The following is a 16,093-nucleotide window of genomic DNA, read 5'->3' as shown; positions in this document are numbered from 1 at the left end:
AAACCGGTCAAGCCCACAATTGAACGCGGTTTCTTCCTCCTTGGCGGGAATCTGACTTTACCGGTTGAGAAAGCGCTGTCAGAGTGCCGAATCAGCCAACCCACTCTCCTCGCCCCACCCGCACGTGCTCATCCGTCCCCACGAACGGAAGTGACGCACATGAACCGCCGCACCGTCCACGTCCTCGCCACGACCGCCGCGGCCGCCCTGCTGCTCCCCGGGTGCACCGGCACCGGAGCAAGCACGAAGGGCGCGGACGCCAACGCGCCCGACGACCCGGCCAAGGTCAGCGGATCCATCACGGTCCTCACCGTGCGGACCGACCTCGTGCAGGACGGCACGATGAAGAAGTACGCCGCCGAGTTCAACAAGACCTATCCCAAGGTCAAGGTGGAGTTCCAGGCCCTCACCAACTACGAGGCCGAGATCAAGATCCGCATGAACACGGACGACTACGGAGACGTCCTGCTGATCCCCGCCGTCATCAAGAAGAACGACTACCCGAAGTTCTTCGCCTCGCTCGGCACCGCCGCCGAGCGCAGCAAGAAATACCGCTTCACCGACTTCACCACCGTCGGCGGCAAGGTCTACGGCCAGAGCCCGGTCGGTGTGATGCCCGGCTTCGTCTACAACAAGCGGATCTGGAAGGAGGCCGGGGTCACCGCATGGCCCACCACCCCGGCCGAGTTCCTCACCGGCCTGAAGGCGATCAAGACGAAGACCGACGCGGTGCCGTACTACACCAACTTCGCCGCGCAGTGGCCGCTCACCTCGTGGACCTACGTCGACGGCGCGGTGCACTGCGACCCGCAGGCGACCACCAAGCTGGCCGAGGGCGACCCGTGGGCGCAGGGCTCCGACCTGCGCGTCGGCGACACGCTCCTGTACGACATCGTCAAGCAGGGCCTCGCCGAGAAGGACCCGACCACCAGCAACTGGGAGGAGTCCAAGCCCCGCACGGCCAAGGGCGAGATCGCCACGCAGTGGCTCGGCACCTGGGCGATCATCCAGTTCCAGGACGCCGCGAAGAAGGCCGGCGTGAACCCGGACGACATCGGTTTCATGCCGTTTCCCGCGCAGACGGACGGGGCGTACTGCGCGACCGTCGGCCCCGACTACAACCAGGCCGTCAACGTGCACTCGAAGCACAAGGAGGCGGCCCGCGCCTGGATCGACTGGTTCACCGACAAGTCCGGCTACGACAAGGACAACCTCGCCATCTCCCCGCTCAAGGACGCGGCCATGCCCAAGGTGCTGAAGCCCTACGAGGAGGCGCACGTCAAGCTCATCGAGCTGGACGACTCCGCGGGCGCGAAGGTCAAGCTGATCGACGACCAGTCCGAGGTCGGCATCTTCAAGCCCGAGTACCGCCAGGACCTGGTCGACCTCGCGCGCGGCGCGAAGAAGGGCAGCCTGGACGACTTCCTCACCGGGCTCGGCAAGAAGTGGACCGAGACACAGGCGAACGTGGGCGACCGATGACGCACGCGGGCGCCCACACCCCGGCGCGCGGCGTGGGGAAGGCCCCCGCCGCGGCCGCGGCGCCCTCCACGGGGAGCGCCGCTCCGCGGCCGGCGCCGCGCCGGACGCGCACCTGGCGGCTGCTGACCCCCTGGCTGTTCCTGCTCGCTCCGCTCGCCCTGCTGATCACGTTCACGTACGCGCCGATCGTCAACATGGTCGCCTACAGCTTCACCGACTGGGACGGCGTCAGCCCCGAACTGCACTACACCGGCGCGGAGAACTACGCGGAGATCTTCACCAGGGAGGACCTCTTCCAGGTGTTCTGGGTGAGCGGTTACTACCTGGCCGCCTCGGTGATCCAGATCGTGGCCGCCCTGTACTTCGCGACCGTGCTGAGTTTCAGCATCCGTTTCCGGAACTTCTTCAAGGGCGTCCTCTTCTTCCCGTCCCTGGTGAACGGCGTGGCCATCGGTTTCGTCTTCCTCTACTTCTTCCAGGACGGCGGGACCCTCGACACGGTGCTGGGCCTCTTCGGCCACCACACCGACCGCGCCTGGCTGGGCACGCCCGCGTCGGCGAACGTCTCGCTCGCCGGCGTCTCGATCTGGCGCTACCTCGGCATGAACTTCGTGCTGTTCCTCGGCGCGATCCAGTCCATCCCGGGGGAGCTGTACGAGGCGGCCGAGCTGGACGGCGCGAGCCGGTGGCACCAGTTCCGCTATGTCATCCTGCCCGGCATCAAGCCGGTGCTGACCCTGACGGTGATCCTCTCCGTCTCCGGCTCCCTGTCGGCCTTCGAGATCCCGTACATCATGACCGGCGGGGCGACCGGCACCGAGACCTTCGTGATCCAGACCGTGAAGCTGGCCTTCCAGTTCAACAAGACGGGGCTCGCCTCGGCGGCGGCCGTGGTGCTGTTGCTGATCATCCTGCTGGTCACCTGGGTGCAGCGACGCCTCGTCCCCGACGACAGGGTGGACCTCGTATGACGCGCCGAGCCGTTGCCCGCACCCTCGTGTACCTGTCGCTGATCGGCGCGACGCTGGTGGTGCTGCTCCCGTTGGGCGTCGTCGTCCTGACGTCCCTGAAGACCGAGAATGAGACGGCGGCCGGCAGCGGAGCGCTCGCGCTCCCGGACGACCCGTTCAACTTCGACAACTACGTGACGGCGTTCCGGGACGGCGGGATGCTCACGGCGTTCGGCAACACCGCTTTCATTCTGCTGGTCTCCGTCGGCGGAACCGTTCTGATCGGTTCGATGACGGCGTACGCGATCGACCGTTTCACCTTCCGGTTCCGGAAACCGGTGATCGCCCTGTTCCTGGTCGCCGCACTGGTCCCCGGGGTGACCACCCAGGTGGCCACGTTCCAGATCGTCCACAGCCTCGGCATGTTCGACACCCGCTGGGCGCCGATCGCGCTCTACATGGGCACGGACATCGTCTCGATCTACATTTTCCTGCAGTTCGTGCGATCGATCCCGATCTCCCTGGACGAGGCGGCCCGTCTCGACGGCGCCAACGCGTTCACGATCTACCGAAAGATCATCTTCCCGTTGCTGAAACCGGCGATCGCGACGGTCGTGATCGTGAAGGGAATCGCCGTCTACAACGACTTCTACATCCCTTTCCTCTACATGCCGTCACAAGATCTTGGCGTGATCTCGACGTCGCTGTTCCGCTTCAAGGGCCCCTATGCCGCCCACTGGGAAACGATCTCGGCAGGAGCGGTGCTCGTCATCCTGCCGACGCTGATCGTCTTCCTCGCCCTCCAGAAATACATCTACAACGGTTTCATGCGAGGAGCGACGAGGTGACCTGTCCACGGCCGCAGGACGGGCGGCCGTACCGGCCGCCGTACGACCGTCGTGGCGCGCACGGGGCCGCCGCGGTCACTCGCCCTTGTCCGACAGCGCTGCGGCCAGCACCGGCGCGACCTGCTCCACCTGCCAGGGACGCGCTCCGTACCCGGTGAGCGCCGTCGTCACCGCTTCCGGGTCCGCTGCCGGGGGCTCCCAGCACACCCGCCGCACCGCGTCCGGCGCGATGAGGTTCTCCTGCGGCATGTTCAGCTCCTCGGCCAACGCCGAGACCGCCGACCTCGCCGCGCTGAGCCGCGCGGCGGCCGCGGGGTCCTTGTCGGCCCAGGCGCGCGGCGGCGGCGGCCCCGTCACCGGCTGTCCCGGCTGGGGGAGCTGCGACTCGCTCAGCGCCTTCGCCCGGTCGACCGCGGCCTGCCACTGCTCCAGCTGCCGCCGCCCCATCCGGTGCCCGAATCCGGCCAGCGCGGCCAGCGCGTGCGCGTTCGCCGGGAGGGAGAGCGCGGCCTCCACGATGGCCGCGTCCGACAGCACCTTGCCCGGCGACACGTCGCGCCGCCGAGCGATCCGGTCCCGGGCCTCCCACAGCTCCCGCACGACGCCCAGCTGCCGGCGCCGGCGCACCTTGTGCATGCCGGACGTACGACGCCAGGGGTCCTTGCGGGGCTCGGGCGGCGGGGCGGAGGCGATCGCGTGGAACTCCTGGTGGGCCCAGTCGAGCTTGCCCTGCCGGTCCAGCTCCTTCTCCAGCGCGTCGCGCAGGTCGACCAGGAGCTCCACGTCGAGGGCCGCGTAACGCAGCCACGGCTCGGGCAGCGGCCGGGTCGACCAGTCCACCGCGGAGTGACCCTTCTCGAGGACGTAGCCAAGCACGCCCTCCACCATCGCGCCGAGGCCGACCCGCGGGAACCCGGCGAGCCGTCCGGCCAGCTCGGTGTCGAACAACCGCGTCGGCACCATGCCTATCTCCCGCAGGCACGGCAGGTCCTGGGTGGCCGCGTGCAGCACCCACTCGGCGTCGGACAGCGCCGCGCCGAGCGCGGAGAGGTCGGGACAGGCCACCGGGTCGATCAGCGCGCTGCCGGCGCCCTCGCGGCGCAGCTGCACCAGATAGGCGCGCTGTCCGTAGCGGTAGCCGGAGGCGCGCTCGGCGTCGACGGCGACCGGGCCGGAGCCCGCGGCGAAGGCGGCGACGGCCGCGGCGAGGGAGGCCTCGTCGGCGATCACGGGAGGAATGCCCTCGCGTGGCTCGAGCAGAGGTGTCGGCGCCCCGGAAGCAGTGGATCCGCCTTCGTCCGGAGGGGCGCCTCCGGTGGTTCGCAGTGAACTGGCTGCTGCGGTTTCTTGGGCGTCGGTCACCTGTCAAGGGTATCCGTGTATCGACGCAGCCCGCCGACGGAACGTTCCGTCGGCGGGCTGCGCAGGGTCGTAATCCGGTCAGGCCGGGGAACGGCGGGGAGGGGAGGTGAGGGGAGCGAGGGGCCGGTGGGGAGGGAGTGGCGCTCCTGGGGGTCGCGGGGACCGCAGGGACCGTGGGGGAGTCCAGGACGCCGGGGCCGGGTGGGGTCTCAGTGGATGATGCCGGTCCGCAGGGCCACCGCGACCATGCCGGCGCGGTCGCCCGTGCCGAGCTTGCGGGCGATGCGGGCGAGGTGGCTCTTGACGGTCAGCGCGGACAGGCCCATCGAGACGCCGATGGCCTTGTTCGACTGACCCTCGGCGACCAGTCGCAGCACCTCGACCTCACGGCCGGAGAGCTCGCGGTAGCCGCCCGGGTGGCTCGGGGCACCCGGGGGGCGGCGGTGCATACGGGCGGCCGAGCCCATGGGGGCGGCGCCGGGACGGCCGGGCAGGCCGAGGTTGGTGCGGGTGCCGGTGACCACGTAGCCCTTGACGCCGCCGGCGAGCGCGTTGCGCACCGCGCCGATGTCGTCGGCGGCGGAGAGGGCGAGCCCGTTGGGCCAGCCCGCGGCGCGGGTCTCCGACAGCAGGGTGAGGCCGGAGCCGTCGGGCAGGTGGACGTCGGCGACACAGATGTCGCGGGGGTTGCCGATGCGGGGACGAGCCTCCGCGACGGACGAGGCCTCGATGACGTCGCGCACACCGAGCGCCCACAGGTGACGGGTGACGGTGGAGCGGACGCGCGGGTCGGCCACGACCACCATGGCGGTGGGCTTGTTCGGGCGGTAGGCGACCAGGCTTGCGGGCTGCTCGAGGAGAACGGACACCAGGCCTCCTGGGTGGGGGACGGGAGCCGGTTCGTGGGGGGCTCGTGGGGAGGAAGCCGGGACGAACCGTGCTTTCAAGGTCACAGTCGTCTTCGGCAGCGAACCCGGGGTCCTTTAGAGAATGATCACGATCTAGTGAGTAACAATCTGTGCAATTCGGACACGCGATCGATCATCCGAAGATCGAGTCGGTTTAAGTGGGTGTCAGACGGGATCGAAAATGGCCGTATCGACAAAGAGATGGTCAACGTGAGTGTGGCCCCCGGCGTTGCGGGAGGGTCACCACGGACGCGTCGCCGGGTCCGGCCGGCGGCAGCCCGGCCACCTGCGCCAGCAGGTCGCACCAGGACGACAGGTGCGCCCCGGTGTCCGGGACTCCGCCCAGGCCCTCGCGAGGCGTCCAGGACGCCCGGATCTCGATCTGCGAGGCCGCCGGACGCTCCGCCAGCCCCCCGAAATAGTGCGAACTCGCGCGCGTGACGGTCCCGCTCGGCTCCCCGTACGTCAGCCCGCGCGCCTGGAGCGCGCCGGTCAGCCACGACCAGCACACCTCGGGCAGCAGCGGGTCGGCGGCCATCTCCGGCTCCAGCTCCGCCCGCACAAGGGTCACCAGGCGGAACGTTCCGCGCCAGGCGTCGTGCCCGGCCGGATCGTGCAGCAGCACCAGCCGGCCGTCGGCGAGGTCCTGCTCGCCGTCCACGACCGTCGCCTCCAGCGCGTGGGCGAACGGGGCGAGCCGCTTCGGCGCAGGCGTCGGCTCGATCTCGATCTGCGGCCGCAGCCGGGCCGCTCTCAGTCCGTCGACGGCGGACCGGAACGGCAACGGAGCCGACCTGCCCCCGTCCCGGTCCCCCTCGTTCGCGTCATCCATCCCGCCAGCGTCGTCCGACAGTCGTCCCTGAGCCGCAGCCATGCGGGGAAGATTAAGGGGAACGGGGGCTTCGCGCAGGGCAAGACACCCGCGCCGGGCCTGCGGACGGGTGCGCGCTGGGCGAACAGGCGCACGGACCGCGCACGCCCGCGACGCACCCCGCGCGCGGCGAGTCGCGGCGAAGGGGGCGTCGGCAGAGCGGCGAAGGGGACGGCGAGGGGACGGTGAGGGGGCGGCCGCAGGGCCTCCCGCGCCGTGCGAGACTTGCCGTCGTGAGTGCGAACGAGAGCCCGGCGGGCCGGCAGCCGACAGCGACCTACGACAGCGCCTTCATGAAGGCGTGCAGGCGCGAGCCCGTGCCGCACACGCCCGTGTGGTTCATGCGGCAGGCCGGACGCTCGCTGCCGGAGTACCGCAAGGTCCGCGAGGGTGTCCCGATGCTCGAGTCCTGCATGCGGCCCGAGCTCGTCACGGAGATCACCCTGCAGCCCGTGCGCCGGCACGACGTGGACGCGGCGATCTACTTCAGCGACATCGTCGTCCCCCTCAAGGCCATCGGCATCGACCTCGACATCAAGCCCGGCGTCGGCCCGGTCGTCGAACGCCCCATCCGCACCCGCGCCGACCTCGCCCAGCTGCGCGACCTCACCCCCGAGGACGTCTCCTACGTCACCGAGGCCATCGGACTGCTCACGGCCGAGCTCGGCGCCACCCCGCTGATCGGTTTCGCGGGCGCCCCTTTCACTCTCGCGAGCTACCTCGTCGAGGGCGGGCCGTCGCGCACGTACGAGAACGCCAAGGCGATGATGTACGGCGACCCCGAGCTCTGGGCCGACCTGCTGGACCGCCTCGCCGAGATCACGGCGGCCTTCCTCAAGGTGCAGATCGAGGCGGGCGCGAGCGCCGTCCAGCTCTTCGACTCCTGGGCCGGCGCACTCGCTCCGGAGGACTACCGCCGCTCCGTGCTGCCCGCCTCCGCGAAGGTGTTCCGCGCGGTCGAGGGCTACGGCGTCCCGCGCATCCACTTCGGGGTGGGCACCGGTGAGCTGCTGCGGCTCATGGGTGAGGCAGGGGCGGACGTCGTCGGCGTCGACTGGCGCGTCCCGCTCGACGAGGCCGTCCGCCGGGTCGGCCCCGGCAAGGCGCTCCAGGGCAACCTCGACCCGACCGTCCTGTTCGCCGGCGCCGAGGCCGTCGAGGCCAAGACCCGCGAGGTCCTGGACGCGGCCGCCGGACTCGAGGGCCATGTCTTCAACCTCGGCCACGGCGTCATGCCCACCACCGACCCGGACGCGCTGACCCGTCTCGTCGAGTACGTCCACACGCGGACGGCCCGCTGACTCACCAGGTGTGCCGGGGACGCGCCCGCCTGCCGAACAGCAGGCCGCGCGGCTCCGGCGGCGCCGGCGTACCGGGCTTGAGCGGCCAGGCGAGCAGCATGCCCGCGAGGAAGCCGACGACGTGCGCCGTGTACGCCACGGTTCCGGCGCCCGAGACGCCCTCGCCGGAGGAGTACACCGCCTGCAGCCCGAACCAGAAGCCCAGCACCAGCCAGGCCGGCAGACGCAGCGGCAGAAACACCAGGAACGGCACCAGAACCCACACCCGGGCCTTCGGATACAGCACCAGGTAGGCGCCCAGCACGCCCGCGATCGCGCCGGACGCGCCGATCAGCGGATCCGTGGAGTCGGAGTTGACCAGCGCGAAGCCGTACGAGGCGGCATAGCCGCACACGACGTAGAAGACCGCGAAGCGGACGTGCCCCATGCGGTCCTCGATGTTGTTGCCGAAAATCAGCAGAAACAGCATGTTGCCCAGCAGATGCAGCCAGCCGCCGTGCAGGAACATCGCCGTGAGCACGCTCAGCGCCGGCGACTTGGTGTAGTCCGGCGGGCCCAGCTGACAGGACGCGCCCCGCACCTCGCCGGTGGGGACGAGCTGCGGGAACTGATGGTCGACCAACTCGCGCGGCACGGCCGCCCAGTGCTCGAGGAATGCGTGCAGATGGCACGTCTGGGCCAGGCTGCTGTCCCCCGCCACGGAGCCGGACAGGCCCGGCATGTACAGGAACACGAGGACGTTCGCGGCGATCAGCGCGTACGTCACCACCGGGGTGCGGCGCACGGGGTTCACGTCATGCACGGGGATGACCACAAGGAAGTAGTGCCCCCGATCCGTTCGGCGAATCGGTGAACGCCGCTTCCCAGCAGTGCGTATGAACCGGCAACCGCTCGCGGCACGAGGAAGGCGGGTCGCGGGGACGACGTGAGGAACAGCGATGAACGACCGAGTTACCCCCGCGATGCACGCCACGCCCGACGGCGAGGCGGAGATCTCGCTGGTGATCCGGCTGCCCTGGGAGGACGTGGCACGACTCGGCCAGGAGGCCGGGCGGCTCGCTTCACAGATGCAGCGGCCGGTGACGCTGGACGAGGCGGTCAGCAACCGGCTGCGGTCGCGGCCCGCGTCGGCCGCGCACGCGAAGCCGACGGAGCAGCCCCCCGCCGCGGCGGTCTCCGCACTCCCGCGCCTGACCGGAACGGCTTGAGGAGCGCCGGACCGGAACGGTTTCAGAAGCGTTTGAGCGGAAGCGTCCGCGAGGCGGCCGAGAGGCGGCCGAGAGGGACGGCTCGCGGACGCAGCTGAGCGGAACCGTCCGCTGGGCGGCGGAGTAGGACGGCGTGCGACGGACTGAGTCGGACGGCTCGCGGTGCGGCGGAGTGGGATCGCTTGCGATGCGACGGAGGGGAAACGCTCCGGGCGGGACCGGGTGAAACCGCTTGAGCAACGGTGTGCGACAGCGCACCGGCCGGGCTGGTCGCGCGCACCACGGGGCGCGTCCGGGGCGGCGCGGCCCGGTCCCGCGCCGCCGGGTCCCGGCCGCCCGCCGCCCTACTCCTGCCCGCTGCCGTGCACCTTGGCCGTGGCCTTCCTGGCCGCCACCAGCACCGGATCCCACACCGGGCTGAACGGCGGCGCGTAGCCCAGGTCGAGCGCCGTCATCTGCTCCACCGTCATCCCGGCGGTCAGCGCCACCGCCGCGACGTCGACCCGCTTGCCCGCGCCCTCCCGTCCGACGATCTGGACGCCCAGCAGACGGCCCGTCCTGCGCTCGGCGAGCATCTTGACCGTCATCGGGGAGGCGCCGGGGTAGTAGCCCGCCCGGCTGGTCGACTCGACGGTGACCGTCTCGAAGCGCAGGCCCGCCCTGCGCGCGTCCTTCTCGCGCAGCCCGGTCCGGGCGATCTCCAGGTCGCAGACCTTGCTCACGGCGGTGCCGACCACGCCCGGAAACGTGGCGTAACCGCCTGCGACATTGGCGCCGATGACCTGTCCGTGCTTGTTGGCGTGGGTGCCCAGGGCGATGTGCCGCTCCCGGCCCGAGACCAGGTCGAGGACCTCGACGCAGTCGCCGCCGGCCCAGATCTCCTCGTGGCCGCGCACCCGCATCGCCAGGTCGGTGAGCAGGCCGCCGTGCCCGCCCACGGGCAGCCCGGCGGCCTGCGCGAGCGCGGTCTCCGGCCGGACGCCGATGCCCAGCACCACCACGTCCGCCGGATACTCGGCGTCCTCGGTGCGAACCGCCCGGACACGGCCGTCCCGCGTCGTGCACACCTCGGTGACCTCGGCGTCGTTCACCATGGCGATGCCCATTCCCTCCATCGCCCGGTGCACCAGCCGGCCCATGTCCGGGTCGAGCGTCGACATCGGTTCGCTGCCCCGGTTGACGACCGTCACCTCGTAGCCGCGGTTGATGAGCGCCTCGGCCATCTCCACGCCGATGTAACCGGCCCCCACGACCACGGCCCGTCGCCCCCGCGCGCGGGACAGCGTGTCGATCAGCGCCTGACCGTCGTCCAGGGTCTGCACCCCGTGCACGCCCGCCGCGTCCGCACCGGGCAGGTCGGGCCGGATCGGGCGCGCCCCGGTCGCGACGACGAGCTTGTCGTACGACGTCCAGGACTGCGCCCCGGAACCCACCGCACGCGCGCGTACCCGCCGTCCGGCCACGTCGATCTCGGTGACCTCGGTGCGCAGCCGCAGATCGATCCCGCGCGCGCGGTGCTCCTCGGGGGTGCGGGCGACGAGATCGTCCCGCCCGGCGACGTCGCCGCCCACCCAGTAGGGGATGCCGCACGCGGAGTAGGACGTGAAGTGCCCGCGCTCGAAGGCCACGATCTCCAGCTCATCGGGCCCCTTCAGACGTCGGGCCCGAGACGCCGCGGACATGCCCGCGGCGTCACCGCCGATCACGACCAGTCGCTCGATGCTCATACGAACACGCTACGGGGGGAACGCAGTTCAGTCCCGCCCGGGCTCGCCCGCCTCGGCCTCGCTCCCCCCGGCCCCGGCCTGCCCGGTCCCCGGCTGTCCGCTCCCTGTCTGCGCGACTCCCACCGGGCCCGCCCCGGTCTGCGCGGCTCCCGTCCGGCCCGCCCCGGTCTGCCCCGGGACGCCGAGCCGCGCCCAGTTCGCCTCCGCGGCCCGGCGGCGCGGCCGCACCAGCCGCAGCCACACCAGCAGAAGCAGCAGACCCGCCGCGAGGAACGGCAGCGTCGCGCCGAACGCCACGGCGATCCAGCGCAGCACCGTCACGAACGCGCCCCAGCCGCCGGTCACCGCGTCCACGAAGCCCGGGTCGTCGTCCTGTGCCGCTTCCACGACCGGCTTCTCCGCCAGGGTCAGCGTGACGGTCGCAAGGCTCGTGCGGTCCTTGAGGGACGCCTGCTGCGCGAGCAGAGCCTCCAGCGCCGCCTCACGGTTGCTCAGCTCGCCCTCCAGGGTGACCACGTCGCTCAACTTGACAGCCCGGTCCATCAGCTCACGGACCCGGGCGACGCTGACGCGCTGCGAGGCGATCCGGCTCTCGACGTCGACGACCTGGTCCGTCACGTCCTGGGCCTTCGCCGTGCGCTCCAGCAGCTTGCCCGCGCCTTGCAGGTCGGCGAGCACGTCGTCGTACTTCTCGACGGGGATCCGCAGCACCACACGGGTCCGCTCGGCGTCGTCCTCGTCCCGGACGGTCGTCTCGTCGCCGACATAGCCGCCGGCGTTCTCGGTGGTCGTACGCGCCTCGTCGAGGGCCTTGGAGACGTCCTTGACCTGCACGGTCAGGGTGGCGGTGCGGATGATGCGGTTCGCGGCGGGCTTGGGCGCCGCCGTGGCCTTCGAGCCGCTCGCGCCCGCCCCCTCCTTCGCATCCGTCCCCTCCTTCGCGTCCGAGTCCGAGGCGGCGCCCGTGTCCCGGGCGGCCGCGTCACCGACGGCGGCCTTGTCGGACGCGGTGCTCCCGCTGTCGTCCGCGCTGCCGCTGCAGCCGGTCAGCGCGAGGCCCGCGGCCAGCAGGAGGCCGGCCAGGGCGTGCGCGGGCCGTGCGCAACGGCGCGCGGGGCGTCCTGCTGAACGTCGTGTGCGCATGTGGGTGTCCCCCCGAGGGTGTGAACGGCTGATGACTGACCACTGACGCTTCTTCGACGCCGGGGCGGCCCCGGACGTTTGCGGTGATCGGTTCCGAACAGGTCACGGTCGGGACGCGAGGAGGACACCGGGGCCCGGCGGCGGTGTCGGTGGGGTCTGAGAGAGTGGGGTCATGAGCGCAACGGGTACGGGCACCGGGCAGCACGTCGTCGTCGTGGGAGCCGGAATCGCCGGACTGGCCGCGGCCCACCGGCTGCTCGGGCGCGGGGCCAGGGTCACCGTGCTGGAGGCGTCCGACCGGGTCGGCGGCAAGCTGCTGCCCGGCGAGATCGCGGGCGTGCGGGTGGACTTCGGCGCCGAGTCGATGCTGGCGCGCCGGCCCGAGGCGATCGCCCTCGCGCGCGAGGCGGGCCTCGCCGACCGTCTGCAGCCCCCGGCCACCGCCACCGCCTCGATCTGGACCCGCGGCGCCCTGCGCCCCATGCCCAAGGGCCACGTCATGGGCGTCCCCGGCACGGGCGGCGCCCTGGCCGGCGTCCTGTCCGAGGAGGGCGTCGCCCGGATCGAGCGCGACGCCGACCTCCCCCGCACACCCCTCGGGGACGACGTGGCGGTCGGCGAGTACGTGGCCGCCCGTCTGGGCCGCGAGGTGGTCGACCGACTCGTCGAACCACTGCTGGGCGGGGTGTACGCCGGGGACGCCTACCGGATCTCGATGCGCTCGGCCGTCCCCCAGCTTTTCCAGGCGGCGCGCACGCACACCTCCCTGACAGAAGCCGTCCGCGGGATCCAGGCCAAGGCCGCCGCGCACCAGCAGACCGGTCCGGTCTTCATGGGGATCGAGGGCGGCGTGGGTTCCCTGCCGCTCGCGGTCGCCGCGTCCGTCGAGGCGCGCGGCGCGGAGATCCACACGCGCGTACCGGTGAGCGGGCTGCACCGCGACGCCGCGGGCGGCTGGCGCGTCACCGCCGGGGAGCGGGTGCTGCACGCCGACGCCGTGATCGTCGCCGTCCCCGCACCGGCCGCCGCCCGACTGCTGGCCGCGGAGGCCCCCGGGGCAGCGGCCGAGCTGCGCACCGTGGAGTACGCCTCCATGGCGCTCGTCACCCTGGCCTACCGGCGCGCCGGGACCACCCTGCCCGAGGGCAGCGGCTTCCTCGTCCCACCGGTCGACGGACACACCATCAAGGCGTCCACGTTCGCCTCCCAGAAGTGGGGCTGGATCGCCGACGAGGACCCGGGCACGCTCGTGCTGCGCACCTCGGTCGGGCGCCATGGCGAGACGGAGATCCTCGACCGCGACGACGCCGACCTGGTCGCCGTGTCCCGCCACGACCTGCGCGAGGCCACCGGCCTGGCCGCCGCACCCGTCGAGACCCGGGTCACCCGCTGGACGGACGGCCTGCCCCAGTACCCGGTCGGCCACCACGCGCGCGTGGCCCGCATCCGCGAGCACGTCGCGAAACTCCCCGGCCTCGCCGTGTGCGGCGCGCAGTACGACGGCGTGGGCATCCCGGCCTGCATCGCGAGCGCGTACGCCGCGGCCGACCAGCTCGGCGGCGACCTGAGCACGGTACGGGCCCTCGCGGCCGACCCGGTGCAGAGTCTGCACGGCGGAGCGGGAGAATGAGAACCATGAGTGACGACGCCTCCACCACCGAGCCCGGCAGGATCCCGAACAAGGGCAAGCTGGCCAAGGACCTCAACGAGGTCATCCGTTACACCCTGTGGTCCGTCTTCAGGCTGAAGGACGCGCTGCCCGAGGACCGCGCGGGCCTCGCCGACGAGGTGCAGGAGCTGTTCGACCAGCTCGACGCCAAGGACGTGACGATCCGCGGCACGTACGACCTGTCCGGTCTGCGCGCCGACGCCGACCTCATGATCTGGTGGCACGCCGAGACCGCCGACCAGCTGCAGGAGGCGTACAACCTCTTCCGCCGCACGAAGCTGGGCCGCGCGCTCGAGCCGGTCTGGTCGAACATGGCGCTGCACCGCCCCGCCGAGTTCAACCGCTCGCACATCCCGGCGTTCCTCGCCGACGAGACGGCCCGCGACTACGTGAGCGTCTACCCCTTCGTCCGCTCCTACGACTGGTACCTGCTGCCCGACGAGGACCGCCGCCGCATGCTCGCCGACCACGGCAAGATGGCCCGCGGCTACCCGGACGTCCGCGCCAACACGGTCGCCTCGTTCTCGCTCGGCGACTACGAGTGGATCCTGGCCTTCGAGGCCGACGAGCTGCACCGCATCGTCGACCTCATGCGTCACCTGCGTGCCTCGGAGGCCCGTATGCACGTCCGCGAGGAGGTCCCGTTCTACACGGGCCGCCGCAAGTCCGTGGCTGACCTGGTCGCCGGGCTGGCCTGACCCCGCAGGGGCGTCGGACCGTACCGACATGCGGCGGGGCCGCGTGGAGCGACCTGCCCCACGCGGCCCCGCCGCCGTCCGACGGCCTCAGCGCGACGCGAGCGGTTTCGGCTCCGGGTGCGCCGCACAGGCGGAGCGCCGGGCCGGGAGCCGCCCCTCCAGCAGATACGCCTCGAGGTGCCCGTTGACGCAGCGGTTGGGGCCGCCCGCGATGCCGTGGGTGCCGGCGTCGCGCTCCGTCACCAGCACCGACCCCGACAGACGGCGGTGCATCTCCAGCGCCCCGTCATAGGGCGCGGCGGCGTCGCGCTCGGCGGCCAGGATCAGCGTCGGCGGGAGCTCGCCCGGCCCCGTCCGCACGTCGAGCGGCCGCTGCCGGGGCGCCGGCCAGTACGCGCACGGCAGATTCGCCCACACGTTGTCCCAGGTCTCGAACGGCGCCACGCGCGCGAGGCGCGTGTTGTCGCGGTCCCACACCTTCCAGTCCGTCGGCCACGACGCGTCGTTGCACTCCACGGCCGTGTACACGGCGTTCGCGTTCTCCGCCTCGACCGCCGCCCCCTGCACCGGACCGGCCTGCGCGATCAGCTGCTTCGGATCGCCCTTCAGGTACTCCGACAGCGCCTGCGCGCGGGCGGGCCAGTAGTCGTCGTAGTACCCGGCCTGCAGGAACGCGCCCTGGAGCTGACCCGGCCCGACCTTCCCGCCGGCCGGCTCCGCGGCCAGCCGCGCCCGCGCCCGTTCGTAGCTGAACAGCACCTCCTCGGCGGTGTCGCCGAGGCCGTACACGTCGTCGTGGGCGGCGATCCACTCGCGGAAGTCCGTCCAGCGGCTCTCGAACGCCATCGACTGGTCGAGGTTGTTGCGGTACCAGATCTGCGCCGGGTCCGGATTCACGGCCGCGTCGAACACCATGCGCCGCACGTGGGACGGGAACAGCGTCGCGTAGAGGGCCCCGAAGTAGGTGCCGTACGACGCGCCCATGAACGTCAGCCGTTCCTCGCCCAGCGCGGCCCGCAGCACGTCCAGGTCGCGGGCGTTGTTGAGCGAGTTGTAGTGCCGCAGGGCTCCGCCCGCCCGCTTCGCGCAGCCCTGCGCGTACGCCTTGGCCTGCGCGATGCGCTCCCGCTTGTACGACTCCGAGGGATGCGTCGGCGCGGGCGAGGGGCCCTTGAAGAAGCGCTTGGGGTCCTGGCAGGAGAGGGGCGCCGAGCGGCCCACCCCGCGCGGGTCGTAGCCGACGAGGTCGTAGGCCGCCCCGATGCGCTTCCACTCCGGCAGGAGCCCGATCAGCGGGAAGTACAGCCCCGAGCCGCCGGGACCGCCAGGGTTGAAGACCAGGGCGCCCTGCCGGGGCACCCGGTGCTTGCTGTTGTGCGGGTCCCGGTGGGTGGCCTGCACCCGGCTGACGGTCAGCTTGAGCTGCTTGCCGTCCGGACGGGCGTAGTCCAGCGGTACGGCTACCGTGCCGCACTGCATGGCGGCGGGCAGCTCCTCCGCCTCGGCACAGGCCCCGAAGGCGACGCCCTTCGCCGCGGCCCGTGCGGCGGCGAGCGCCACCCCGGACGCCGGGGACCGCTGGGCGGCCGGGCCCGGGACCCCGCCCGCCGGGACGGCGGAGAGGGCGGTCAGCAGCAGGGCTCCTGCGGCCGAGTGGAGGGCGGCGGCTCTCATCGGGGGTCCCTTCGATGCACGGCGGCGACAGAAGGGATGTTTGGTGCGGTTGTGGGGGAAGGCAAGCACCGGTGACGGGTGTCGCCGCCAATGCCCCCTGTGCGCCCCCGGCTGGTGCAGCGCGCCCCCACCTGGCGGGCACCCGCGCGCGTGGAGACGGGTACGGGGGCGGCTCGGATCTCGTCCGCGGTCGAGCCGAGCTGGTAGGTGACGTTCCGTCACCGGGGCGCGGGGCGCGGGGTGATGGGTTCG

At 72.0% G+C, this 16,093-nt stretch carries 14 protein-coding genes; 7 read left to right on the top strand and 7 right to left on the bottom strand.

All coding sequences use genetic code 11. The features are described from left to right. Positions 1 to 159: 159 nt before the first annotated feature. The 3 genes from OHS82_RS11610 to OHS82_RS11600 are packed head-to-tail and all read left to right on the top strand — an operon-like array spanning position 160 to position 3,280. Positions 160 to 1,482, top strand: a complete 1,323-nt coding sequence (locus OHS82_RS11610) for an ABC transporter substrate-binding protein (RefSeq protein WP_057575731.1) — start codon at positions 160 to 162, stop codon at positions 1,480 to 1,482. Then, on the top strand, positions 1,479 to 2,453 hold the full coding sequence (locus OHS82_RS11605) for a carbohydrate ABC transporter permease (protein WP_057575733.1): 975 nt from the start codon (positions 1,479 to 1,481) through the stop codon (positions 2,451 to 2,453). The genes OHS82_RS11610 and OHS82_RS11605 overlap by 4 nt, the downstream gene beginning before the upstream one ends. Further along, complete coding sequence (locus tag OHS82_RS11600) at positions 2,450 to 3,280, top strand: carbohydrate ABC transporter permease (protein ID WP_328433827.1); 831 nt, start codon at positions 2,450 to 2,452, stop codon at positions 3,278 to 3,280. The genes OHS82_RS11605 and OHS82_RS11600 overlap by 4 nt, the downstream gene beginning before the upstream one ends. A 75-nt stretch (positions 3,281 to 3,355) precedes the next feature. On the opposite strand, the gene OHS82_RS11595 is transcribed toward OHS82_RS11600, so the two are convergent. The 3 genes from OHS82_RS11595 to OHS82_RS11585 all read right to left on the bottom strand — a co-directional run bounded on the left by OHS82_RS11595 (position 3,356) and on the right by OHS82_RS11585 (position 6,382). Beyond that, complete coding sequence (locus tag OHS82_RS11595; RefSeq protein ID WP_079041028.1) at positions 3,356 to 4,642, bottom strand: HRDC domain-containing protein; 1,287 nt, start codon at positions 4,640 to 4,642, stop codon at positions 3,356 to 3,358. 209 nt (positions 4,643 to 4,851) lie between these two features. Next, positions 4,852 to 5,511 (bottom strand): helix-turn-helix transcriptional regulator, encoded by a 660-nt coding sequence (locus tag OHS82_RS11590; protein ID WP_057575736.1) that lies wholly within the window; start codon positions 5,509 to 5,511, stop codon positions 4,852 to 4,854. Between the two features lie 244 nt (positions 5,512 to 5,755). Beyond that, the gene (locus OHS82_RS11585; RefSeq protein ID WP_057575738.1) at positions 5,756 to 6,382 is read right to left on the bottom strand and encodes a DUF3000 domain-containing protein; all 627 of its coding nucleotides are present in this window, start codon (positions 6,380 to 6,382) and stop codon (positions 5,756 to 5,758) included. A 272-nt stretch (positions 6,383 to 6,654) separates the two neighbouring features. On the opposite strand from OHS82_RS11585, the gene hemE reads away from it, so the two are divergent. Beyond that, positions 6,655 to 7,722: a uroporphyrinogen decarboxylase gene (hemE, locus tag OHS82_RS11580; RefSeq protein WP_328433826.1), complete on the top strand. Its 1,068-nt coding sequence runs from the start codon at positions 6,655 to 6,657 to the stop codon at positions 7,720 to 7,722. Between the two features lies 1 nt (position 7,723). Here hemE and OHS82_RS11575 read toward each other — a convergent pair whose 3' ends face one another. Next, positions 7,724 to 8,536: a rhomboid family intramembrane serine protease gene (locus OHS82_RS11575; RefSeq protein ID WP_328433825.1), complete on the bottom strand. Its 813-nt coding sequence runs from the start codon at positions 8,534 to 8,536 to the stop codon at positions 7,724 to 7,726. Between the two features lie 124 nt (positions 8,537 to 8,660). Between OHS82_RS11575 and OHS82_RS11570 the strand changes: the two genes are divergently transcribed. Then, positions 8,661 to 8,930, top strand: coding sequence for a hypothetical protein (locus OHS82_RS11570; RefSeq protein WP_079041048.1), 270 nt, complete (start codon positions 8,661 to 8,663; stop codon positions 8,928 to 8,930). Between the two features lie 344 nt (positions 8,931 to 9,274). Here the strand turns inward: OHS82_RS11570 and OHS82_RS11565 are convergent, their stop codons facing one another. Together OHS82_RS11565 and OHS82_RS11560 are read right to left on the bottom strand one after the other, a co-directional pair. Then, positions 9,275 to 10,657, bottom strand: coding sequence for an FAD-dependent oxidoreductase (locus OHS82_RS11565; protein ID WP_328433824.1), 1,383 nt, complete (start codon positions 10,655 to 10,657; stop codon positions 9,275 to 9,277). A 27-nt stretch (positions 10,658 to 10,684) separates the two neighbouring features. Beyond that, complete coding sequence (locus tag OHS82_RS11560; RefSeq protein WP_328433823.1) at positions 10,685 to 11,800, bottom strand: DUF4349 domain-containing protein; 1,116 nt, start codon at positions 11,798 to 11,800, stop codon at positions 10,685 to 10,687. Between the two features lie 172 nt (positions 11,801 to 11,972). Here OHS82_RS11560 and hemG point away from each other — a divergent pair, with 172 nt between their 5' ends. Then, positions 11,973 to 13,430, top strand: a complete 1,458-nt coding sequence (gene hemG / locus OHS82_RS11555) for a protoporphyrinogen oxidase (protein WP_057575744.1) — start codon at positions 11,973 to 11,975, stop codon at positions 13,428 to 13,430. 5 nt (positions 13,431 to 13,435) lie between these two features. After that, positions 13,436 to 14,167, top strand: coding sequence for a hydrogen peroxide-dependent heme synthase (gene hemQ, locus OHS82_RS11550; RefSeq protein ID WP_057575746.1), 732 nt, complete (start codon positions 13,436 to 13,438; stop codon positions 14,165 to 14,167). An 87-nt stretch (positions 14,168 to 14,254) separates the two neighbouring features. Here hemQ and OHS82_RS11545 read toward each other — a convergent pair whose 3' ends face one another. Continuing rightward, complete coding sequence (locus OHS82_RS11545) at positions 14,255 to 15,841, bottom strand: alpha/beta hydrolase (protein ID WP_057575748.1); 1,587 nt, start codon at positions 15,839 to 15,841, stop codon at positions 14,255 to 14,257. Positions 15,842 to 16,093 lie beyond the last annotated feature (252 nt).

The sequence above is a fragment of the Streptomyces sp. NBC_00425 genome (assembly GCF_036030735.1).
Lineage (GTDB): Bacteria > Actinomycetota > Actinomycetes > Streptomycetales > Streptomycetaceae > Streptomyces.
This window is presented reverse-complemented; position numbering and strand designations above follow the sequence as displayed.

Excerpts from the sequence above, each read along its gene's own strand:
- OHS82_RS11610 (WP_057575731.1), top strand. The coding sequence starts at position 160 with ATGAACCGCCGCACCGTCCACGTCCTCGCCACGACCGCCGCGGCCGCC.
- OHS82_RS11605 (WP_057575733.1), top strand. The coding sequence starts at position 1,479 with ATGACGCACGCGGGCGCCCACACCCCGGCGCGCGGCGTGGGGAAGGCC.
- OHS82_RS11600 (WP_328433827.1), top strand. The coding sequence starts at position 2,450 with ATGACGCGCCGAGCCGTTGCCCGCACCCTCGTGTACCTGTCGCTGATC.
- OHS82_RS11585 (WP_057575738.1), bottom strand. The coding sequence starts at position 6,382 with ATGGATGACGCGAACGAGGGGGACCGGGACGGGGGCAGGTCGGCTCCG.
- OHS82_RS11570 (WP_079041048.1), top strand. The coding sequence starts at position 8,661 with ATGAACGACCGAGTTACCCCCGCGATGCACGCCACGCCCGACGGCGAG.
- OHS82_RS11565 (WP_328433824.1), bottom strand. The coding sequence starts at position 10,657 with ATGAGCATCGAGCGACTGGTCGTGATCGGCGGTGACGCCGCGGGCATG.
- OHS82_RS11560 (WP_328433823.1), bottom strand. The coding sequence starts at position 11,800 with ATGCGCACACGACGTTCAGCAGGACGCCCCGCGCGCCGTTGCGCACGG.
- hemG (WP_057575744.1), top strand. The coding sequence starts at position 11,973 with ATGAGCGCAACGGGTACGGGCACCGGGCAGCACGTCGTCGTCGTGGGA.
- hemQ (WP_057575746.1), top strand. The coding sequence starts at position 13,436 with ATGAGTGACGACGCCTCCACCACCGAGCCCGGCAGGATCCCGAACAAG.
- OHS82_RS11545 (WP_057575748.1), bottom strand. The coding sequence starts at position 15,841 with ATGAGAGCCGCCGCCCTCCACTCGGCCGCAGGAGCCCTGCTGCTGACC.